This window comes from Agrobacterium sp. 22-210-1 (genome assembly GCF_053522525.1).
Genome location: NZ_JBNWCI010000003.1, coordinates 515,218 through 533,645, shown reverse-complemented (window position 1 = coordinate 533,645; position 18,428 = coordinate 515,218). Strand labels below are relative to the sequence as shown.

Sequence of the window (18,428 nt, the reverse complement as noted above, 5' to 3'; positions counted from 1 at the left end):
GCATCCAGCCAGCCCAAGTCTTTGGGCTGAGAGAGTCTTTTTTTACCGCGTGGACACGCGGTAGCTGGATTCCCGCTCAAGGCTGGGATGACGGAAAGGTGCAATGCACAGAACGCGCACCATTTCCCATCGTCTGAAGCCTCAAACCCGCGGCCGCACCGGCCCGGTGGATTGCCGGATGCGCATTTCCGGCTTGATGAGGTGAATGCCGTCAGGTTCATGGCTGCCCGCCAGCCTGTCCAGCAGCGCGCGGGCCGCAAGACGCCCCACCTCGGCCTGACCGTTGGAAACGGTGGTCAGCGCCGGCGTGGCAATCGCCGCCTCCTCCAGATCGTCATAGCCGGTTACCGAAATATCGACACCCGGCACCAGACCAGCACGCGAAATGCCGTTCATCAGGCCGATGGCGACCAGATCGTTCCAGCAGACGGCGGCCGTCGGCTTCTGCGGTAGTGACAGAAAATGCACCGCCGCCTCGAAACCGCCCTGCTTGGAGCGCGGGCCGGGAATGCGCAGGTTCGGATCGACCTCGATGCCGGCCTTGCGCAGCGCATTGACGTAACCCTGATAACGATCACGCCCCGTCGATGTCTGGTCGGTACCACCAACCATGGCGATGGTGCGGTGACCGAGGCTGATCAGGTGGTTGGTGGCGAGCGAAATGCCGTAGCTGTCGTCACCGCGATAGGTCGGCATGTCGACGCCATCCATGGAACGGGCTACGAGAATGGCCGGCATGCCGTTTTCTTCGGCAAGCGTCATATCCTCGATCGGCGTGCCGATGGCCGGCGACATGATGATGCCATCCGAGCCGAGCTGCAGCAGCGTTTCGATGAAGGTGCGCTGTTTTTCCACTGAATCATAATGATTGGAAAGAATGAAGGTCTGGCGGCTGCGGTCCAGCTCGCTTTCGATGGCTTTGAGAATTTCCCCGTAAAACGGGTTCATCACATCGTGGAACACCACGCCAACAATGCCGGAGCGCGAGGTGCGCAGGCTGGCGGCGCGGCGGTTGTAGATATAACCCAGCGCCCGCGCCTGTTCCTTGATCTTGTCGCGTGTATCGGAAGCAACCAGCGGACTGTCACGTAATGCAAGGGAAATGGTGGCGGTCGAGAGACCAAGACTTTCGGCAATCGTGGACAGTTTGACCTTTTGAGCCACGGCATTCCTCCCAAACGCATGTCAGCGACGGATGTCCCTGTTTAAATTGCAATTAAACAATTTAAACAAAATCCGCAACCCGTTTAAGAGATACCCACAAAACAGAGTTTTATTTTTAAAAATTTCAACAAATCATTGAAGATTGGTATCGATTGCCTTGAGAAGTTTAACCACGGTGCGCACATCCTTGGCCGAAAGCCCCTCTATGGCCCTTGCGCCACAATCGGCTATCGAGATGTTGATGTGTTCGACACTTTTCAGTCCCGCTTCCGTCAGCTTCACCAGCGTCACGCGACCGTCCTCGTCGTCGCCGCTGCGCTCCACGAAACCCTGGGCCTCCATGCGGCCGATGGTGCGCGTCATGGTGGGCGCCTTGACGCCGAGTTTCTGGGCGATCTGCCCCGGTGTCAGGCTGCCTTCCTGCGCCAGCGCCAGGATAACACCGTCCTGCCCGGCATAAAGCCCGCTTTCGGCCAGGCTGTGGCTCAGCGCCGTGCGCATGGAACGGGCGGCCTGGGTGATGGATTGCGCCAGTTCTTCGGGGTTGAAATTGTCATCCCTTTTTTTGGCGTCCTTTATTTTCTTGCCGCCCTTTTCTTTCTTGGCGCCCTTGTCCTTATGCCCAGTTTTGTCCTTGCTCATATGCGAGTGCCTTTTACCCTGTGGCGGAACCGATATATGTTGCTGGAAATCCTTACCGAATGCACGCGCGGACTGCCAGATGTCAAACTCATACACGCATTATCACGACGAAAACGTAACAGACCCGCATCTTCGCGCAACAGGTGCAATTTCCGTGCTGCCGCTGGGGGCGCATGAACAGCATGGGCCGCACCTGCCCTTCGAGACCGATACGCTGATTGCCGAAGGTATCGTTGCCCGTCTCGCCGCCGCCCTGCCTTCCCATCTGCCGGTCTCCTTCCTGCCGGTGGAACCCGTCGGATATTCCATCGAACACATGGATGTGCCGGGCACGAAGACACTGCGTTACGACGAGGCCATCGAACGTTGGCTCAACATTGCGAAGGCCGAACATGAAAAAGGCGTGCGCAAATTCGTGATGCTGAACGCCCATGGCGGCAACTCACCGCTGATGACAATCGTTGCCACCGAGGCCCGCGCCCGTTTCGACATGCTGGCGGTTGCCACCAGCTGGACCCGTTTCGGCGTACCCGCCGATGTTGTGAAGCCGGAAGACAAGGCAATCGACATTCATGGCGGCGATATCGAAACCTCGGTCATGCTGGCGCTCTGCCCGGAACGGGTAAGAATGGAAAAGGCAGCCGATTTCCCCTCGCGCCAGAGCGATTTCGCCAGCCGCTTCCGGCATTTGCGCGCCTATGGCCCGCACGCCTTCGGCTGGCTGATGAGCGATCTCAACCCTGACGGTGTTGCCGGAAATGCCGCAGCAGCCACGGCGCAAAAGGGTGAGAGGCTCATCTCCCACGCCGTCAAAGGCCTTGTCGAACTGCTTGAAGATGTCCACGCTTTTGACATAACGTTATTTCATAACAAAATTTGAGGCACTTGGCCGGATTCGGCCAAAATCTCTTTGAACTGCCCGGACGTCGCGCCTATATGGACGTCGACACTTCTTCCTTGAGGCCTCTACCGGCCTTGTCTCCACGCGGGGTTTTCCATGACCGAAACAGCACCAGCCAAGCCCATTCCAGTCACCGTCCTGACGGGATATCTCGGCGCCGGCAAGACGACACTTCTTAACCGCATTCTCTCCGAGAACCACGGCAAGAAATACGCTGTCATCGTCAATGAATTCGGCGAGATCGGCATCGATAACGATCTGATCGTCGAGTCCGATGAAGAAATCTACGAAATGAACAATGGCTGCGTGTGCTGCACGGTGCGCGGCGACCTGATCCGCGTCGTGGAAGGCCTGATGCGCCGTCCCGGCCGTTTCGACGGTATCATCGTCGAGACGACAGGTCTTGCCGACCCGGTTCCCGTCGCCCAGACTTTCTTCATGGATGACGACGTGCGCGCCAAGACTGAGCTTGATGCGGTCGTTGCCCTCGTTGACGCCAAGCACCTGCCGCTGCGGCTGAAGGACAGCCGCGAGGCCGAAGACCAGATCGCCTTTGCCGATGTCGTCGTCGTCAACAAGACCGATCTCGTTTCGCCCGAGGAAGTCGCCCGCATCGAGGATATCGTGCGCGCCATCAACCCTTCCGCCCGCATCTACAAGACAACCCGTTCCGGCGTCGATCTCGCCCGGGTGCTCGATCAGGGCGCCTTCAACCTGGAACGCGCGCTGGAAAATGATCCGCATTTCCTCGAGCACGGCCATGAGGATCACGTCTGCGGGCCCGATTGCGACCACGATCACAGCCATGACCACCATCATCACGACCATGACCACGGGCATCATCACCATGATCATGACCATGGGCACGACCATGGCCATGATCACCACCACCATGGCGCAGTTTCGCCGATCCATGATGTTACCGTACAATCGGTATCGCTGCGCGGCGGCGAGATGAACCCCGAGCGCTTCTTCCCGTGGATCCAGAAGGTCACCCAGACCGACGGTCCGAACATTCTGCGCCTCAAGGGCATCATCGCCTTCAAGGGCGATGCGGAACGTTACGTGGTGCAGGGCGTGCACATGATCATCGAGGGTGATCACCAGCGCCCGTGGAAGGAAGACGAAAAACGCGAAAGCCGCCTCGTCTTCATCGGCCGCGAACTGGACCGCGAAAAGCTGGAAAAGAGCTTCAACGCCTGCCTCGCCACGGCCTGATCGTTTGACCCCGTCACCCCGGCTCTGAGCCGGGGTACGGCTGCGTCCGTCATCCACCGGACGCGCGTTCTTCGACACCCTACACGGCAGTTGAAAATCACTGACGCTCCTGCGCTCCGGGCTCACCCCCCTCTGTCCTGCCGGACATCTCCCCCTCAAGGGGGGAGATCGGCAAGACGCTCTCTTGTCACTTCATTCTCGACCGTCGAGAGGTGCGAAACCTCGCCACGGAACGATCTCCCCCCTTGAGGGGGAGATGTCCGGCAGGACAGAGGGGGGTGAGCCCGGAGCGCCGGAGTGTCAATGATTTTCAACTGCCGTGTAGGGTGGTCCCTCGACGACAAAGCGCTCTATCTCCTTGATTTCACGAATCGTCCGAACGTAAAAGCGGTTCCGCTTTTGCCGGAAATGCTTTAGAACCATGCCTGCCGCCGGGGTCGACATCGTCGCCCCATCCGACACAGATACGAAAGACCGATGCCCCATGCCGACTGTTGCCCCGCTTGATATCGAAGGCCACGTGGTCTCGACCCATTTTCTCGGCGACATTCCCCTGTTTGCCACCGCCGCCGGCACCATTCACCGGCTGGATGGCGGCGAAAAGGTAACCGAGGCGCATGAGGGGCTTCTGACCTGCATTCGCGACCCCTACAGCGCCACGCTGCTGTCAGGCGGCGAAGATGGTCGGGTGCTGCGCATCGGCCATGATGGCAGCATCAGCGAGTTGGCGCACGTGCCGCGCAAATGGATCGGCGTCGTTGCCGGCGGGCCGCAGAAGGCGGTCGCCTATGGCGTCGGCAAGTCCAGCTTCGTGCGGCTGTCGGACGGCACGGTCAAGGAATTCAAGGAAGAGCGCACGGTGGAAGCGATTGCCTTTGCGCCCAAGGGCCTGCGCATTGCGGTTGCACGTTACAACGGCGTGACGCTGCATTGGGTGGCTAGCGCCGGCGATCCGGTCGATCTGGAATGGAAGGGCGCGCATACCGGCGTCACGTTCTCGCCTGACGGCAAGTTCCTCGTTACCACAATGCAGGAAAACGCCCTGCATGGCTGGAAGATGGAAGCCACCAAGGGCGGCATGGAAGCCCGCCACATGCGCATGACGGGTTATCCCGCCAAGGTCAAATCCATTTCCTGGTCGGCTAAGGGCAAATGGCTTGCGTCTTCCGGCGCGCCGGCCGCCATCGTCTGGCCATTTGCCGGCAAGGACGGCCCGATGGGCAAGGCGCCGGAAGAGCTCGGCAGCCGCGCCAACATCATGGTCACCAACGTCGCCTTCCACCCGGTGGAAGACGTGCTCGCCATTGGCTTCATCGACGGCATGATCCTCGGCGTACGCCTGGCCGATGGCAAGGAAGCCCTGCTTCGTCGCCCCGGCAAGGGCGCCATCACCGCCATGGACTGGAGCGCTACCGGCAAACTGCTCGCCTTTGCCTCAGAGGCAGGCGACTGCGGCATTATCGATATTTCGGCGTAAGGCAGGCACTGGTCAGACAATTTACTGGCTCTATTCCTCTCATTCCCGTCCTTATCATGGGAATGTGGGCGGAGAGCCGTCTATTCGCTCACCTGACGCCGCGTCAGGAACAATAGCAGCAGGGCTGCGCCGGCGCCCACCGAGGCAAGCCGGATCGACACACCGAAGCTGGAATATTGCGCCACGAACCCCATCAAGGGCACCGCAAACAGTGCGGCAAGGAAGATGGAGTTCATATAAAGCGCGGTCGCCCGCGCCGTGCGCCCGCGCGCAAAACCCTGAATGAAGGTCAGGCTCGTGCCGGCAAAAAGGCCATAATAAGCTCCCTCCATGGCTGCGCCGAACAGCATGGCGGGTAATGTCGTGACCGAGGCGATGATATTGAAGGCTATAATCGCCGTCACCGCCGCACCGCTCAACAACAGGCGCGCGCTGACCCGGCGCATGATCCTCGGCGCAAGCAGGATCAGCAGAACCTCCATGGCGCATTTGATGCTGAGCGACAGGCCCGGCGCGTAATCCGGCAACCCAACCTCACGCACAAGAAACACCGGCAGAGCCGACGCGCACAGGGAATGGGCGAAAGACATGCAGAAACTGGCCGCCGCCGCCATAAGCAGCGGCAGGTTGCGTCCCTCATCGGTCTCGCCCCCCTGTCGCCGCTCCATAGGGCATGTCTGGCCGCGCGGCACGATGGCCAAGGCCAGTCCGCCCCAGATGGCTGCCATCAGCATGGCGTTCATGAACACGGCTTTTGCACCGGCGAGATCGACGATCAGATAGGCGGCGGCCGGAAGCAGCATCCACGCCAGCGATACCATCATCCGCAGGAAAGCGTTGTAGGCGGTGGTATCGAGCGCCTGCACCCGGCCGTGATATCGACCATAACTGAAGACGAGCGTGCTGGCGGCGTTGGAAAGCCCCATTCCAGTGGCCGTAACAGCCACCAGCAGCGCCAGATGACCGAAAGTCGCTGCCGCCGCCGCGATAAAAGCCCCCGCAACGGACAGAAGCAGCAAGGGCCGCACCCGCACACCGGCATCGACACGTTCACCATAAATACGACTGGCTACAATCGAGGCAACCATCGCTGTAACGCTGTAGATGCCGAGTGTCGCAGGCGCGTGGCCGAGCACCTGAATAATGTAAAATCCGATAAAAGGCACGACAGCCGCATTGGTGCCGCCGGCAACGAAGACCAGCAGCGCGATCATATAGGCCTGACGATCAAAAGCGCCCGGCGAAGTGCTTTTCTGTAGCATGGGGAATCGACTGGATGCGGGGAGACGGGACGGGATCGGATCGCACCATCACACCAAAACCACCCACGGTTCAAGCTCGTATGTCAGGAAGCGCACGTTTTTGGTTTCGAACGAAAACATGCCCGCTTCTTTCGTGTCTCACGGCAAGCACAGGCTCGCAATAAGTTATCCGGCCCGGCAGAATATTTCCCGCCGGGCAGGTATGGATCGATAAAACAGTCCCATGGCGCCCGTGGCGTTGGCGCTGTCAGCGACCTCGGCCGCTCCGAAGAGCCGAAGCGCCCTTGGTCAGAACTTTACGCCGAGGCCAACCTTGACGAGATGTTCATTGACATCGCCCACCGACGAGATCGCACCCGTTCTGTAGGTCGCCTTACCAAAATCGTTGTAGCGATATTCAACGCGGCCGAACAAATTGTCTGTGAAAGCGTAATCAATACCCGCGCCAACCGTCCAGCCATGCAGCACCTTGCTGTCCTTGCCGAACGGTGCATCAACTTCGCTATCGGTCGCGGTGTAGCCGCCGGCAGTGTAGATCAAGGCACGATCGATGGCATAACCGGCACGCAGACGTGCGGAGCCGTTAAGACCTGCGGAAACCTTGCTGGTAACGATGGTTTTGTCGCCCCAGGCATAACCAAGGTCGCCCTCAACGCCGAGAACGACGGATGGTGCCACCTCGAAATTATAACCGGCAAAACCGGAAAAACGGGCGCCATCGAATTCATGCTTCGTCGTGACGCCAAAAGTGGTCGACTTCACACGGTTCCAGCCATAACCAGCCGAACCACCGGCGTAAAAACCCTCCCAGGAAAAGGAAGGCGCAACGTCATTGACATACGGTGCAGCCGGAATGTCATTGACCGCATCAGCCGCAGCGGCGGCCCCCGAAAACACGCCGAGAGTGACGAGTGCCAGAAATGATTGTTTCAACATGCGATAGCTCCTTGAAAAATATCTTCACCCACCACGTTGCGGGACGCGAACAAATCCGCCACGGAAAACACAACGCAATTAACGAGGTGAACGCACCTTATGATTGAAGCTCAACAAGGTTAATATCGTGTAAAAATTTAAAAACCATAAGTATGATCGATATAAATCCGTTAATATTCTGAGGTCTAACAATATATTAATTAGGTAATAAACACATAAATCCGAGCGACCAGAATTAAGCGACCACAGCTACATCCAATCAACAAAACCCATCAGAAGTAGCGTCCAGCACGCAACTTTGTGAAGGCATGGCCGAGAGTATCTCAAAAAAAGGAGGCCATGAGGCCCCCTTTCAGTTGTGCGATGCGCCGTTTGTTGTTTCCGGAAGTGCCATGCGTCATACACACGCAACGCGGGGATTATTTCCGGCTTATGTCCTGCGCACATCGTTCTCGTCGAAAATCCCTGTCGATTTTCGGTCTGGCCTGTTAGTGCCGGCGCTTCTTGCCGCCGTCATTCTTGTTGTCGATGACGTCGACAGAGGTCTTGTTGCCATTCAGGATACCGCTCAGGATACCGGTCTTGTTGCCGTTCAGAATCCCGTTATTGGACAGGATACCGTTGAGCCCCAGATCGACGCTTGGCGACACGACGACAAGCGCGCCACCCTTGTTGCTGTTTCCGGAAAGGATGCCGCCCAGAAGACCGCCAGCATTGGCCTGACCAACGGAAGCGACAGTAAGAATAGCGGCTACGCAAGCAAATTTAGCAATCATTTCTCTCTCCTCTTATGTTTGATCACGCCATCTGGCGTAACCGTACTGTATATTTAGAGGATTCTAATTCAAGCAAACGCTAATATTACAATAAACAATTAACACTAATACTTGTGATTTTAATAAACTTTTATCTACCTTGCATCGCGTTCATCTCACTGAACTCGATTGCTGTGAGTGATCATTTGCCGCCATGACAGTAAACAATCCCTGGAAACTTTATTAACCATCTAAATATAAGATATTGCTTAATTAGAGACCGGAGATACGAATGCGGCTGGGGGGATGTATCGCGCTTGTTCTTGGACTTGCCTGTGGCCCCGGCGCACGGGCGGGCGAAAGTGCGGATGAGCACACTGTCACCTACAAGTCGGGCGTCGCCTATGACACAAATTATTTCGCCGATACCAACCGTCTGAGCGCGATTTCGCTGCGCGCCGGCTTCGGGCTCAATGGCAAGGTCGCGCTGGAAGGGGCAGAACTGCGTTATGCACTCGAGCATGAAGAGGTCCGTCTCCCCCGATATAGTTTTGCCAATGAACATAACACCATTGCCTCGCTGGGGTTGACCAGGCGTTTTTCTGAAAAACTGGAATGGGCAATCGAATTGCGCGGCACGCGCAGCGATGCCGGTGATATCTTCGTGCACCTGCCAGAAGAAGACATCGGTTATCGGCGGCTGGACCACAAACTGGAGGCCTCTTCGCAGCTCGGCATCCTGGCCTTGGGCGGCAAGAACACACTGACGGCAAGCCTTGCCAGCCTGATGAAAGGCAAGGCGCGTTTCAGGCCAGCCTATTTCCTTCCCACCCGGCTGGAGGCCAATGAGGCACTTTTATCCCTCAAGGCTGAACATGAACGACCGCTGGCCGGCGGCGAAGCCGGGCTGACACTCGCTTATGACCGCATCGTCGTGCCGGAAAGCCAACAGGAAAAATACGAGCGGTTTGAGGCCAATACGCTGCGCGGCTCGCTTGCTTATGGTTACAAGTTCTCCGACCGTTTCGCGGTTCTGGCCGAGGCGGGCCTCACAACCATTTCCGGCGATGAGATCAGCGACAAGGTGAAACGCACCCGGCCCTATCTGCGAACAGAAGCCGAGGTAAAAGCCACTGACCGCATCGCCTTCGGCGCCGGTTTTTCGCAGGACTATGCGCTTTTCGACCCCGATGACCCGATCGCCGAATTCCATCGGCGCTGGCAATTGGTCATGAAAAGCAGGCTTACCGACACGGTGGGGCTCAACCTTGCGCTGCAGCGCGTTCACAAGGACTGGATTTACTACAACTACGATACCAGCGAACGCAGGCTTGTGGCCACATTGTCAATCGATACCGGCAAGAGCAGCAAGCTTGAAGTGGAATTCAACCGTCTTCTGCATGGCGAGCGCGACACAGACTTTTCTTATAGCGGCTCCAGCGTCACCTCACGTTTCACCGGCACATTCTGAAATATCCCGTCGGTCAGCACCGGGTCGAAATTCGGTCCCAATTTCTGCTAGACTCGAGCCTTCGAGATTCGAAGGCAGGACAGAGCGGATAATGAACAGACGATTTTTGCTTCTCGCGGCTGGCCTTGCCTGTATTCCCGTCGCGGCCTCGGCGCATCCACATATTTTCGCCGAGGCGCGCATGGAAATTGTCGAGGGGCCGAACGGCACCGTTCAGGAAGTGCGCAATATCTGGCGTTTTGACGAGATGTTCTCGGCAAGCGTGGTAATGGACTACGACAAGAACAGCGACCTGAAGCTGGACAAGGACGAGCTGGCCGAAATCGGCACCACCGTACTGGAGTCGCTCGCCGAATATTCCTATTACACCTTCATCACTGCCAACGGAAAACCGGTAGAATTTGCCAAACCGGACGCCATTCACGTGGATTACAAGGATCAGCAGATCCTGATGTTCTTTTCCGTAAAGCCCGCCAAACCCCTTGCAGTGAAAGGCAAGCTGAGTTTCGGCGCCTGGGATCCGACCATGTATACGGCAATCGATTTTGCCAAAGACGCCGATATTGCCACCGAGGGCAAGGATCTGAATGCCTGCAAGCACCATGTCGTTCGCCCCGATCCCGACGAGGTGATCTCGCAGAACCAGAGTTCGCTCACCGATGCATTCTTCAATGATCCGACCGGTACCGACATGACGAAGCTCTTCGCCACCCGGCTGGAGGTGACATGCTGAGCCGCGGCGGCCGTCTGGCGGGGCCTCTGGTCATTGCGGCCTTCACCCTGCTTGCCGTTGCCGGCGCGTCGCATGCACAGTCGCCACTTGGCATCGGTTCGGCCGAACCTTCCTTTTCCGTCGGCGGGCCATTTGCGCCGCTAATGCAATGGATCAATGTACATCAGCAGATGTTCTACCGGGCGCTGACCGGCGCGTTGAAGGCGATGCGCGAGGATGGCTGGGCGCTTGGTTCGCTGATCGGCCTTTCCTTTGCTTATGGCGTTTTCCATGCCGCAGGGCCCGGCCATGGCAAGGCCGTCATTTCGTCCTACATGATCGCCAATGAAACACAGCTGAGACGCGGCATTCTCATTTCCTTCGTCTCGGCGCTCATTCAGGGCGCAGTCGCCATCGGCCTCGTCGGCGCGGCTTGGCTCGTGCTGCGCGGCACCTCGATCACCATGACCAAGGCGACACAGGCGATGGAGATCGCCAGTTTCGCCATGGTGGCGCTGTTCGGCGCCTGGCTTCTGGCGCGCAAACTCTGGTCGCTGCGCATAAAGCGCGAACCCGTCGCCGTCTTCGCTACCGCGGGCGAAACATCGGCGGGCAGAACCAGCGGCATGGGCACAGGGTTGCGGTTCCAGGGCAAGCCGGTCTTTGCCGATCACGACCATGATGGCGCGGGCGACCTCTGCTCGGCCTGCGGCAAATCCCATGCGCCCGACCCCATGCTTTTGAAAAGCAAGAATTTCAGCCTGCACGAAGCCTGGTCGGCCATCATTGCGGTCGGGCTGCGGCCATGCTCGGGCGCCATCATCGTCATGAGCTTCGCGCTCTTAAACGGACTTTATCTCGGCGGCGTGCTTTCCGTGCTGGCCATGTCGCTCGGCACCGCCATCATGGTTTCGGCTCTCGCCATCATGGCGGTATCGGCCAAGGGGCTTGCGGTGCGTTTCGCCGGCCCCGGCAGCCGCAAGGCAGCTGGCATCAGCCACGCGATCGAGATCGCCGGTGCGCTGTTCGTTTTGATCATGGGTCTGTTATTGCTCGGCGCTTCGCTTCGGCTCTAGGGCGTTTCCAGTAAAAATGCGTAGCGGCTTACGTTCTGGTTAAAACAGAAGAGTTAAAGCACTTGGGTGCTCTAACCGTCACGACGGCGCTGGTAACGCGCGCGCAGCCAGAACACCAGAAAGAAACAGAGCACCGCAACCGTGCCGAAGGCAGCCGCAAGCCAGGGTGAATAATCACCCAGCCACAGCATGATTTTCGGCATGACGAAGAACACCAGCCCGAAGCCGATGATGATGAGGGCGGCTGCTAAAGCCGGCGACCAATCCTTCTTCTCAGCCATTGGCAAGCTCCGCACGGATATCCTCGAGCTTGCGCTTCTGCGCCCCGTCATCTGCAAAATTCTCCGGCGAAAGCCAGATTTCAAAGGCCTTGCCGATCAGCGGCCATTCGCCATCGATCATGGAAAACCACGCGGTATCGCGGTTCTCACCCTTCGAGATCATATGCTGACGGAAGACGCCCTCGAAGGTGAAACCATAACGTTTCGCGGTGATCTTGGAGGGCTCGTTTTCGTTGTGGCATTTCCACTCGTAACGGCGATAACCAAGATCCTCGAAAACATGTTTCGCCATCAGGTAATGCGCCTCGGTGGACAAAGGCGAGCGCTTCATCTTGCCGCCATGGGCGACGGAACCGACCTCGACCACGCCATTGGCAGGATCAGGCCGCATGTAGCTCGCCATGCCCACCACATCACCGCTGGCATTTTCCACGAAGATCAGCGTAACCCAGTTGAGTTTTTGCCCTGCACCGATCAGCCAGTCGCCAAAGGCGTCGGCATCGGGAAAGGCGTTTTGCGGGAAATATTTGAGAAGTGCATTGACGCCCTCACCGCCAAGTGCGGCCCAGAGCTTTGTAAGATGCCTGCCACGATCAAACGGCTCCGCCGTCACGTAACGGCCCTTCAACACCACCGGCTTTGGTGCCGGACATCCCTTGAAATCACTCAGATCGCGCATTCTCTTCCCCATTGTCTGGGACAAGGATTAGGGCAAGCGGGATGGGATGACAACAGTGCATGTGAGGCGGGACTTGCCGGCTTGGTGGGTGTGGCTCACCCTCCTCTGCCCTGCCGGGCATCTCCCCCACAAGGGGGGAGATCGATACGCGGATAAGTCTCGCCATCTCAACATTTGTGAATGAAGTGGTGGTGGCGCCTCCTGCCGATCTCCCCCCTTGAGGGGGAGATGCCCGGCAGGGCAGAGGGGGTGAGCCACACCCACAGACGTCAAAAGCCGGACGTCAAACCTTCGCCGCCACCACCGTCGCTTCAATGTGGTCCACCAGCGCATCCGGCAACCCAAGCCGCCCGGCAAGAAGATCGAGATACCCTCGCTCCGCGCGCGTATCGGCCTCGATGGCAAGCCGCGAGGCGGTATAAAGCTCCACCTTCTGTTCTTCCGTGCGGGCGGCGGCCACCAGCGCATCGATATCCAGCGGATCGGCCAATTCCTTTTCCAGGAACCGCTCCGCTTCCGTATCGAGACCGGAGACCTGCACCTTGTCCATGATATTGGCGCGCTCTTTTTCATCGATATGACCGTCGGCCTTGGCGGCAGCGATCATCGCCTGAATGAGTTTCAGGGCAAAATCATTGGAAAGAGCGGGCGATTGCGGATGGAAGGCGGAATCAGCGGGCGGCGCCAAAAGCTCCGGCTCGGGTTTCGGCGCGACTTCGGGAGCCTGGCCGGACTTGTAATTCTTATAGGCGAGATAACCGAGGCCGGCGATGGCGGCGACACCGCCGATAGTGGCGACATTGCCGGCGAGCTTGCGGCCGGTCTTGGTGCCCAAAATGGCGGCGGCGAGAGCACCTGCCTTGAGGGGATTGTTCTTGGCGATATCGGCGGCCTGCCCGGCTCTGTCACGGACGCTTCCCGAAAGGCCCGGCACCTGCGAGCCGAGGAATTGTTCAAGAAGCTTCTTGGCGTCGAACATCAAAATCTCCTGTAAAGGTCAAAATCTACAGGTGAGATAGGAAGCCGCGGCGCGAATATAAATGTCAAACCCGCTCACGCCTTCGTGAACGGGTTTGAAGTAATGTCAATCAGCCGCGCAGGGCGGCCGCTTCAGCGGCAAGCTTGGTGATGCCAGCCCAGTCGCCGGTCGCCACCAGTTCGCGCGGTGCGACCCAGGAGCCGCCGACGCAGACGACGTTCGGCAGAGACAGATAGTCATTGGCATTCTTCAGCGAAACGCTGCCCGTCGGGCAGAACACCGTGCCGGCGAGCGGCGACGACAGCGCCTTGAGGTAAGGCGCACCGCCGGCCTGTTCGGCGGGGAAGAATTTCAGGACCTTGTAACCCTCATCCCGCAGCGCCATGACTTCGCTGGCGGTGGCTGCGCCCGGAAGCAACGGCACGTTGGAACCGCGCGCCGCCTCCAGCACGCTTTTATTGATGCCGGGGCTGACGATGAAGGTGGAGCCTGCTTCGGCTGCGGCTTCAAAATCCCGGGCGTTGAGAATGGTGCCGGCACCGACATTGGCGCCTTCCACTTCCGCCGCTACCGCACGGATGGCATCCAGCGCCGCCGGGGTGCGCATGGTGATCTCGATTGCCTTCAGGCCGCCCGCGACCAAAGCGCGCGCCAGGGGCACGGCGGAAGCGGCATCATCCACGATCAGCACCGGCACGACCGGCTGAAGTTTGAGGATGGAAAGAAGTTTTTCGGAGTCCTGGGCCAAGATGAGCCTCCCTTGCGCGATTGAAACGATTGAAATCCCGTTTACCGATTAGCCTGCCCCGGCTATGATGTCGAGGCATGGCAGGGCCATTTTTTATCCAGATACTTCAATCAATTCGCTTCTTCGCGACGTCATCCTGCGATAATCTGGCGCACCAGTTTGCGGAGACAGCATGGCCAAGGAAATTGAACGGAAGTTTCTTGTTGCAGGCGGTGAATGGCGCGTTGAGGTGACGCATAGCATGGCTTTCCGGCAGGCATATGTCGCTTCGCTGGAAAATCGTTCGGTCCGGGTCAGGATCGTCAATGGGCGTGATGCGACACTGACCATCAAGATCGGTGCAAGCGCGCTTGTCCGCGACGAATATGAATATTCCATTCCCCTCCAGGACGCGGAAGAGCTGATGGCAAGCGCACCGGGTGTGGTGATAGAAAAGACGCGTCACACCGTTGATCATGGCGGCTTCACTTGGGAAATCGATGTTTTCGAGGGCCGGTATCAGGGCCTGGTCGTCGCGGAAGTCGAAATGAACGATGAGAATGCCAACCCAGACCTGCCTCCTTGGCTCGGGAAAGAGGTGACGGGTGACCGTCGCTTCTCCAACCAGTCACTCGCCATGGACTGTTCAAGTGGAGGCCTGCCGGATGCCCTTCAGGATTGATCCGAAAAAGCCCTTTGGCGACGAAATCCGCCGCGCCGGGCTAGAGCTGATTAAGGACGCGATCACCATCCTTCGCGACCAGCCCTCCGGATCACATGAGGCGGTGCACGATGCGCGCAAGCGCTTCAAGCGGCTGCGGGCGCTCTACCGCCTCATCCGCAAGGCGGCGCCCGATTTCAGCCGCGAGGAGAATGCCCGTTTCCGCGATATCGCCCGTTCACTCGCCTTTGCACGGGATGCGACGGCGCTGGTGGAAACTGCGGAATATCTCGAGGCTTTTGCGCTCTCCGGCGCGCAGGGAGAGGCGTTGCGATCGATCACGGCAATGCTGCGCGAGCGTCGCGACGATGCCCTTAACCATGAGGTGGATCTTGACGACGCCATAGCGGCGGCGATCGCCGGCTGCGAGGCCGGACACGAAAGGCTTCAAGCCCTCTCCCTGCCGGATGACCTGAAAAAGACGGCCAGACTGGTGAGAAGCAGCTGGGCAAAACAACGGGTGAAGGCGCGAAAAGCACTCTCCGATTGTCGCGACCAGGCGGATGTCGAGCATTTTCATGAATTGCGCAAAGCGGGGCAGACCCACTGGATGCATCTTGGCCTCATGCGCCGCCTCTGGCCTTCCGCCATGCGCGCCAAGCGCGCCGACACCAAACGGCTGGTCGATATTCTCGGCCATGAGCATGACCTTTCGGTCCTCGCCGCCGTTGCCGACCGGGAACCGGACCGTTTCGGCAATGGCGAACGGCTGGCGCTTCTTCTCGATGCGATCATCGAAAGGCAGCAGGCGCTACGCGCGGAAGGCCTTGAACTGGCGGACGAAGTCTTTTCCGAGTCCGCCCGCACCGAAAGCCGCATCATCGGCCTCTTGTGGCGGCAGGCGGCGAAATAGGATGAGAAACAATGACATGGCCCGACTTATTGACAGCGGCAAAGCCATACGCTCCGTCATCCTCGGGCTAGACCCGAGGATCCATGGTACGTCGGGTTGTGGATCCTCGGGTCAAGCCCGAGGATGACGGAAGAGAGGTTTTGCCGTCTTCCAAACACGGAACTCGAGGCACAAACCGCCCTCATTTTTCCCCACATCGCTTGATATTTGACGATTTTCAAAATGCTGACCGCGGCGGATAAATATTGCTTTGCGGCCGCCGTCGCTGTATTTCAGCGCCCATGACCGACACGACCATTCTCCCCCGCCCGGAAGTCTCTGGTGATTTCCTTGTGGCAGCACTTTACCATTTTGCCCGCCTGCCTCGGTTCGAGAGCCTGCGCGAACAGCTGTTCGAGCTCTGCCAGAAAAACGGCGTCAAGGGCACATTGCTGCTTGCCGCTGAAGGCATCAACGGCACGATTGCCGGGCCGGATACGGGCATTCATACGGTGCTTGCCTTCCTGCGCGCCCAGCCGGAATTTACCGCGCTGGAGCACAAGGAAAGCCGCGCCTCGCATATGCCTTTCGTGCGGCTGAAGGTGAAGCTCAAGAAAGAGATCGTCACCATGGGCGTGCCGGATATCGATCCGAACCGCATCGTCGGCACCTATGTCGAGGCGCAGGACTGGAATGCGTTGATCTCCGATCCGGACACCATCCTCATCGATACGCGCAACGATTACGAGACCGCCATCGGCCTCTTCAAGGGTGCGGTCGATCCGAAGACCAAGACCTTCCGCGAGTTTCCCGACTGGGTGAAGAACAATCCCGGCCTGCACAACAAGCCGAAGATCGCCATGTATTGCACCGGCGGCATTCGCTGCGAGAAGGCCACCGCCTTCATGAAAGAGCAGGGTTTCGATGAGGTCTATCACCTCAAGGGCGGTATCCTGAAATATCTGGAAGAGGTGCCGGAAGAAGAAAGTCTCTGGGAAGGCGCCTGTTTCGTCTTCGATGAGCGCGTTTCGGTGGTGCACGGTCTTGCCGAAGGCGACCACCAGCTCTGCCACGCCTGCCGCAACCCGATCACGCCGGAAGTACGCCTGTCACCCAAATTCGAGGAAGGCGTTTCCTGCCCGAGCTGTTACGACGACCGCACGGAAGAGGACCGCCAGCGTTTCCGCGATCGCCAGCAGCAGATCGAACTGGCGAAAAAGCGCGGCGAGCAGCATCTGGGACGATAAAACGGCCAGCGATCGATATGCCGCTCGTTTAGTGATCGACCCCGCGCCATCTTCTGCCCCGGGGCGGGGAGAAGATGGCGCGGTAACGTCGTATCCAGTCCTACAGCTTCACCCAGCCGCCATTGTTTTTGCCGGATTCGATACAGGCAGTAACGAAAGCAACACCCTTTACCCCGTCATCGACGGTCGGATAGATCACCGCCTTGTCCAGCGGCGAGCCGGTGCGACGGGCTTCGATGGCATGCGCTGCCTCGGTATAGATGGTAGCGAAGGCTTCCAGATATCCTTCCGGGTGCCCTGACGGGATGCGGGTGACACGTGCGGCGGCTGCCCCGGCGCCAGCGCCACCGCGGGTGATCAGCTGCTTCGGCTCGCCTAGCTTCGTAAACCACAGATAGTTCGGATCGGCCTGCGTCCACTCAATACCAGCCTTGTCACCATAAACACGGATCTTCAGACCGTTTTCATGGCCAACGGCCACCTGGCTGCACCAGAGCAAACCCTTGGCGGCCTGCTTGCCGTCCTTAGCCTTGAACCTAAGCATTACATGCGCATTGTCATCCAGCCGGCGGCCTTCGACGAAAGTGTGGACATCCGCTGCCAGTTCATCGGCCTCCAGACCGGAAATGAAGCAGCCGAGATTATAGGCATGGGTGCCGATATCGCCGGTGGAGCCGCCGACGCCGGATTGCGCCGGATCGGTGCGCCAGACCGCCTGTTTCGCGCCGGTCTGTTCCACTGCTTCCGTCAACCAGTCCTGCGGATATTCCATCTGCACCAGGCGGATCGTGCCGAGCACGCCGGACTGCACCAGTTCCCGCGCATGCCGCACCATCGGATAACCGGTATAGTTATGGGTGAGGATAAACAGCGCATCAGCCTTGTCGGCCACGTCCTTCAGCTTTTTGGCGTCTTCCAGATTAGAGGTCAGCGGCTTGTCGCAGATGACATGGATGCCGCGCTCGAGAAAGGCTTTCGCGGCCGGATAATGCACATGATTGGGCGTGACGATCGCCACCGCCTCGATGCCGTCCTCGCGCAACGCTTCCTTTTCGGCCATTTCCTCGAAGGAGCCGTAGCAACGCTCCGGATCAAGCCCCAGCTCGCGGCCGGAAGCGAGGGATTTCTCCGGCGTTGAGGACAAGGCCCCCGCCACCAGATCGAAGCGATTGTCGAGCCTTGCTGCCATACGATGGACGCCGCCGATGAATGCGCCCGAACCACCACCGACCATACCAAGGCGAATGCGCCTGTTCGCCTTGTCGGTTGTCTTTCCTTCAATAGCCATAATATCTCCTCGGCATTTTTTGAGCGCATTTCCGGACGGAAAACCGCTTCACACTTTTCC

At 58.7% G+C, this 18,428-nt stretch carries 19 protein-coding genes; 9 read left to right on the top strand and 10 right to left on the bottom strand.

From position 1 onward, the window contains the following. Positions 1–141: 141 nt before the first annotated feature. Both ACQZ5F_RS20770 and ACQZ5F_RS20765 read right to left on the bottom strand, forming a co-directional pair. Entirely contained in the window at positions 142–1,164 is a 1,023-nt protein-coding gene (locus ACQZ5F_RS20770) for a LacI family DNA-binding transcriptional regulator (RefSeq protein ID WP_004433466.1), read from the bottom strand. 132 nt (positions 1,165–1,296) lie between these two features. Further along, entirely contained in the window at positions 1,297–1,806 is a 510-nt protein-coding gene (locus ACQZ5F_RS20765) for a MarR family winged helix-turn-helix transcriptional regulator (protein WP_137087776.1), read from the bottom strand. Positions 1,807–1,885: 79 nt separating this feature from the next. Between ACQZ5F_RS20765 and ACQZ5F_RS20760 the strand changes: the two genes are divergently transcribed. The 3 genes from ACQZ5F_RS20760 (at position 1,886) to ACQZ5F_RS20750 (ending at position 5,402) form a co-directional block, all read left to right on the top strand. Next, positions 1,886–2,686: a creatininase family protein gene (locus tag ACQZ5F_RS20760; RefSeq protein WP_448730881.1), complete on the top strand. Its 801-nt coding sequence runs from the start codon at positions 1,886–1,888 to the stop codon at positions 2,684–2,686. 117 nt (positions 2,687–2,803) lie between these two features. After that, complete coding sequence (locus tag ACQZ5F_RS20755) at positions 2,804–3,925, top strand: CobW family GTP-binding protein (protein WP_137087774.1); 1,122 nt, start codon at positions 2,804–2,806, stop codon at positions 3,923–3,925. A gap of 484 nt (positions 3,926–4,409) precedes the next feature. Next, positions 4,410–5,402 carry a WD40 repeat domain-containing protein gene (locus tag ACQZ5F_RS20750; protein ID WP_052820699.1) on the top strand — a complete coding sequence of 331 codons (993 nt, stop codon included), beginning with the start codon at positions 4,410–4,412 and terminating at the stop codon, positions 5,400–5,402. Between the two features lie 80 nt (positions 5,403–5,482). On the opposite strand, the gene ACQZ5F_RS20745 is transcribed toward ACQZ5F_RS20750, so the two are convergent. From ACQZ5F_RS20745 to ACQZ5F_RS20735, 3 genes are all read right to left on the bottom strand, one after another. Further along, the gene (locus tag ACQZ5F_RS20745) at positions 5,483–6,664 is read right to left on the bottom strand and encodes an MFS transporter (protein WP_046802049.1); all 1,182 of its coding nucleotides are present in this window, start codon (positions 6,662–6,664) and stop codon (positions 5,483–5,485) included. A gap of 288 nt (positions 6,665–6,952) precedes the next feature. Next, entirely contained in the window at positions 6,953–7,600 is a 648-nt protein-coding gene (locus ACQZ5F_RS20740) for an outer membrane protein (protein ID WP_312360010.1), read from the bottom strand. Between the two features lie 488 nt (positions 7,601–8,088). After that, positions 8,089–8,376: a hypothetical protein gene (locus tag ACQZ5F_RS20735; RefSeq protein WP_046802051.1), complete on the bottom strand. Its 288-nt coding sequence runs from the start codon at positions 8,374–8,376 to the stop codon at positions 8,089–8,091. A gap of 271 nt (positions 8,377–8,647) precedes the next feature. Between ACQZ5F_RS20735 and ACQZ5F_RS20730 the strand changes: the two genes are divergently transcribed. From ACQZ5F_RS20730 to ACQZ5F_RS20720, 3 genes are all read left to right on the top strand, one after another. Beyond that, positions 8,648–9,826: a hypothetical protein gene (locus ACQZ5F_RS20730; protein WP_448730880.1), complete on the top strand. Its 1,179-nt coding sequence runs from the start codon at positions 8,648–8,650 to the stop codon at positions 9,824–9,826. A gap of 91 nt (positions 9,827–9,917) precedes the next feature. Further along, on the top strand, positions 9,918–10,559 hold the full coding sequence (locus ACQZ5F_RS20725; protein WP_046802053.1) for a DUF1007 family protein: 642 nt from the start codon (positions 9,918–9,920) through the stop codon (positions 10,557–10,559). Further along, positions 10,553–11,614, top strand: coding sequence for a nickel/cobalt transporter (locus tag ACQZ5F_RS20720; RefSeq protein ID WP_448730879.1), 1,062 nt, complete (start codon positions 10,553–10,555; stop codon positions 11,612–11,614). The genes ACQZ5F_RS20725 and ACQZ5F_RS20720 overlap by 7 nt, the downstream gene beginning before the upstream one ends. Before the next feature lie 71 nt (positions 11,615–11,685). Here ACQZ5F_RS20720 and ACQZ5F_RS20715 read toward each other — a convergent pair whose 3' ends face one another. The 4 genes from ACQZ5F_RS20715 to ACQZ5F_RS20700 form a co-directional block, all read right to left on the bottom strand. Next, entirely contained in the window at positions 11,686–11,895 is a 210-nt protein-coding gene (locus tag ACQZ5F_RS20715) for a hypothetical protein (protein WP_046802055.1), read from the bottom strand. Further along, complete coding sequence (locus ACQZ5F_RS20710; protein ID WP_448730878.1) at positions 11,888–12,574, bottom strand: GNAT family N-acetyltransferase; 687 nt, start codon at positions 12,572–12,574, stop codon at positions 11,888–11,890. The genes ACQZ5F_RS20715 and ACQZ5F_RS20710 overlap by 8 nt, the downstream gene beginning before the upstream one ends. 283 nt (positions 12,575–12,857) lie before the next feature. After that, positions 12,858–13,553, bottom strand: a complete 696-nt coding sequence (locus ACQZ5F_RS20705) for a tellurite resistance TerB family protein (RefSeq protein ID WP_046802057.1) — start codon at positions 13,551–13,553, stop codon at positions 12,858–12,860. A 109-nt stretch (positions 13,554–13,662) separates the two neighbouring features. Next, positions 13,663–14,301, bottom strand: coding sequence for a 2-dehydro-3-deoxy-phosphogluconate aldolase (locus ACQZ5F_RS20700; RefSeq protein WP_052820675.1), 639 nt, complete (start codon positions 14,299–14,301; stop codon positions 13,663–13,665). A 172-nt stretch (positions 14,302–14,473) separates the two neighbouring features. On the opposite strand from ACQZ5F_RS20700, the gene ACQZ5F_RS20695 reads away from it, so the two are divergent. The 3 genes from ACQZ5F_RS20695 (at position 14,474) to trhO (ending at position 17,080) form a co-directional block, all read left to right on the top strand. After that, entirely contained in the window at positions 14,474–14,962 is a 489-nt protein-coding gene (locus ACQZ5F_RS20695; RefSeq protein ID WP_448730877.1) for a CYTH domain-containing protein, read from the top strand. Further along, on the top strand, positions 14,946–15,854 hold the full coding sequence (locus tag ACQZ5F_RS20690; protein ID WP_448730876.1) for a CHAD domain-containing protein: 909 nt from the start codon (positions 14,946–14,948) through the stop codon (positions 15,852–15,854). The genes ACQZ5F_RS20695 and ACQZ5F_RS20690 overlap by 17 nt, the downstream gene beginning before the upstream one ends. Before the next feature lie 281 nt (positions 15,855–16,135). Next, positions 16,136–17,080, top strand: a complete 945-nt coding sequence (gene trhO, locus ACQZ5F_RS20685; RefSeq protein WP_448730875.1) for an oxygen-dependent tRNA uridine(34) hydroxylase TrhO — start codon at positions 16,136–16,138, stop codon at positions 17,078–17,080. Positions 17,081–17,180: 100 nt separating this feature from the next. On the opposite strand, the gene ACQZ5F_RS20680 is transcribed toward trhO, so the two are convergent. Further along, positions 17,181–18,368 (bottom strand): Gfo/Idh/MocA family protein, encoded by a 1,188-nt coding sequence (locus ACQZ5F_RS20680; RefSeq protein ID WP_448730874.1) that lies wholly within the window; start codon positions 18,366–18,368, stop codon positions 17,181–17,183. Positions 18,369–18,428 lie beyond the last annotated feature (60 nt).

Excerpts from the sequence above, each read along its gene's own strand:
- ACQZ5F_RS20725 (WP_046802053.1), top strand. The coding sequence starts at position 9,918 with ATGAACAGACGATTTTTGCTTCTCGCGGCTGGCCTTGCCTGTATTCCC.
- ACQZ5F_RS20735 (WP_046802051.1), bottom strand. The coding sequence starts at position 8,376 with ATGATTGCTAAATTTGCTTGCGTAGCCGCTATTCTTACTGTCGCTTCC.
- ACQZ5F_RS20750 (WP_052820699.1), top strand. The coding sequence starts at position 4,410 with ATGCCGACTGTTGCCCCGCTTGATATCGAAGGCCACGTGGTCTCGACC.
- ACQZ5F_RS20740 (WP_312360010.1), bottom strand. The coding sequence starts at position 7,600 with ATGTTGAAACAATCATTTCTGGCACTCGTCACTCTCGGCGTGTTTTCG.
- ACQZ5F_RS20695 (WP_448730877.1), top strand. The coding sequence starts at position 14,474 with ATGGCCAAGGAAATTGAACGGAAGTTTCTTGTTGCAGGCGGTGAATGG.
- ACQZ5F_RS20755 (WP_137087774.1), top strand. The coding sequence starts at position 2,804 with ATGACCGAAACAGCACCAGCCAAGCCCATTCCAGTCACCGTCCTGACG.
- ACQZ5F_RS20765 (WP_137087776.1), bottom strand. The coding sequence starts at position 1,806 with ATGAGCAAGGACAAAACTGGGCATAAGGACAAGGGCGCCAAGAAAGAA.
- ACQZ5F_RS20760 (WP_448730881.1), top strand. The coding sequence starts at position 1,886 with ATGTCAAACTCATACACGCATTATCACGACGAAAACGTAACAGACCCG.
- ACQZ5F_RS20715 (WP_046802055.1), bottom strand. The coding sequence starts at position 11,895 with ATGGCTGAGAAGAAGGATTGGTCGCCGGCTTTAGCAGCCGCCCTCATC.
- ACQZ5F_RS20680 (WP_448730874.1), bottom strand. The coding sequence starts at position 18,368 with ATGGCTATTGAAGGAAAGACAACCGACAAGGCGAACAGGCGCATTCGC.
- ACQZ5F_RS20745 (WP_046802049.1), bottom strand. The coding sequence starts at position 6,664 with ATGCTACAGAAAAGCACTTCGCCGGGCGCTTTTGATCGTCAGGCCTAT.
- trhO (WP_448730875.1), top strand. The coding sequence starts at position 16,136 with ATGACCGACACGACCATTCTCCCCCGCCCGGAAGTCTCTGGTGATTTC.
- ACQZ5F_RS20710 (WP_448730878.1), bottom strand. The coding sequence starts at position 12,574 with ATGCGCGATCTGAGTGATTTCAAGGGATGTCCGGCACCAAAGCCGGTG.
- ACQZ5F_RS20730 (WP_448730880.1), top strand. The coding sequence starts at position 8,648 with ATGCGGCTGGGGGGATGTATCGCGCTTGTTCTTGGACTTGCCTGTGGC.
- ACQZ5F_RS20705 (WP_046802057.1), bottom strand. The coding sequence starts at position 13,553 with ATGTTCGACGCCAAGAAGCTTCTTGAACAATTCCTCGGCTCGCAGGTG.
- ACQZ5F_RS20690 (WP_448730876.1), top strand. The coding sequence starts at position 14,946 with ATGCCCTTCAGGATTGATCCGAAAAAGCCCTTTGGCGACGAAATCCGC.
- ACQZ5F_RS20720 (WP_448730879.1), top strand. The coding sequence starts at position 10,553 with ATGCTGAGCCGCGGCGGCCGTCTGGCGGGGCCTCTGGTCATTGCGGCC.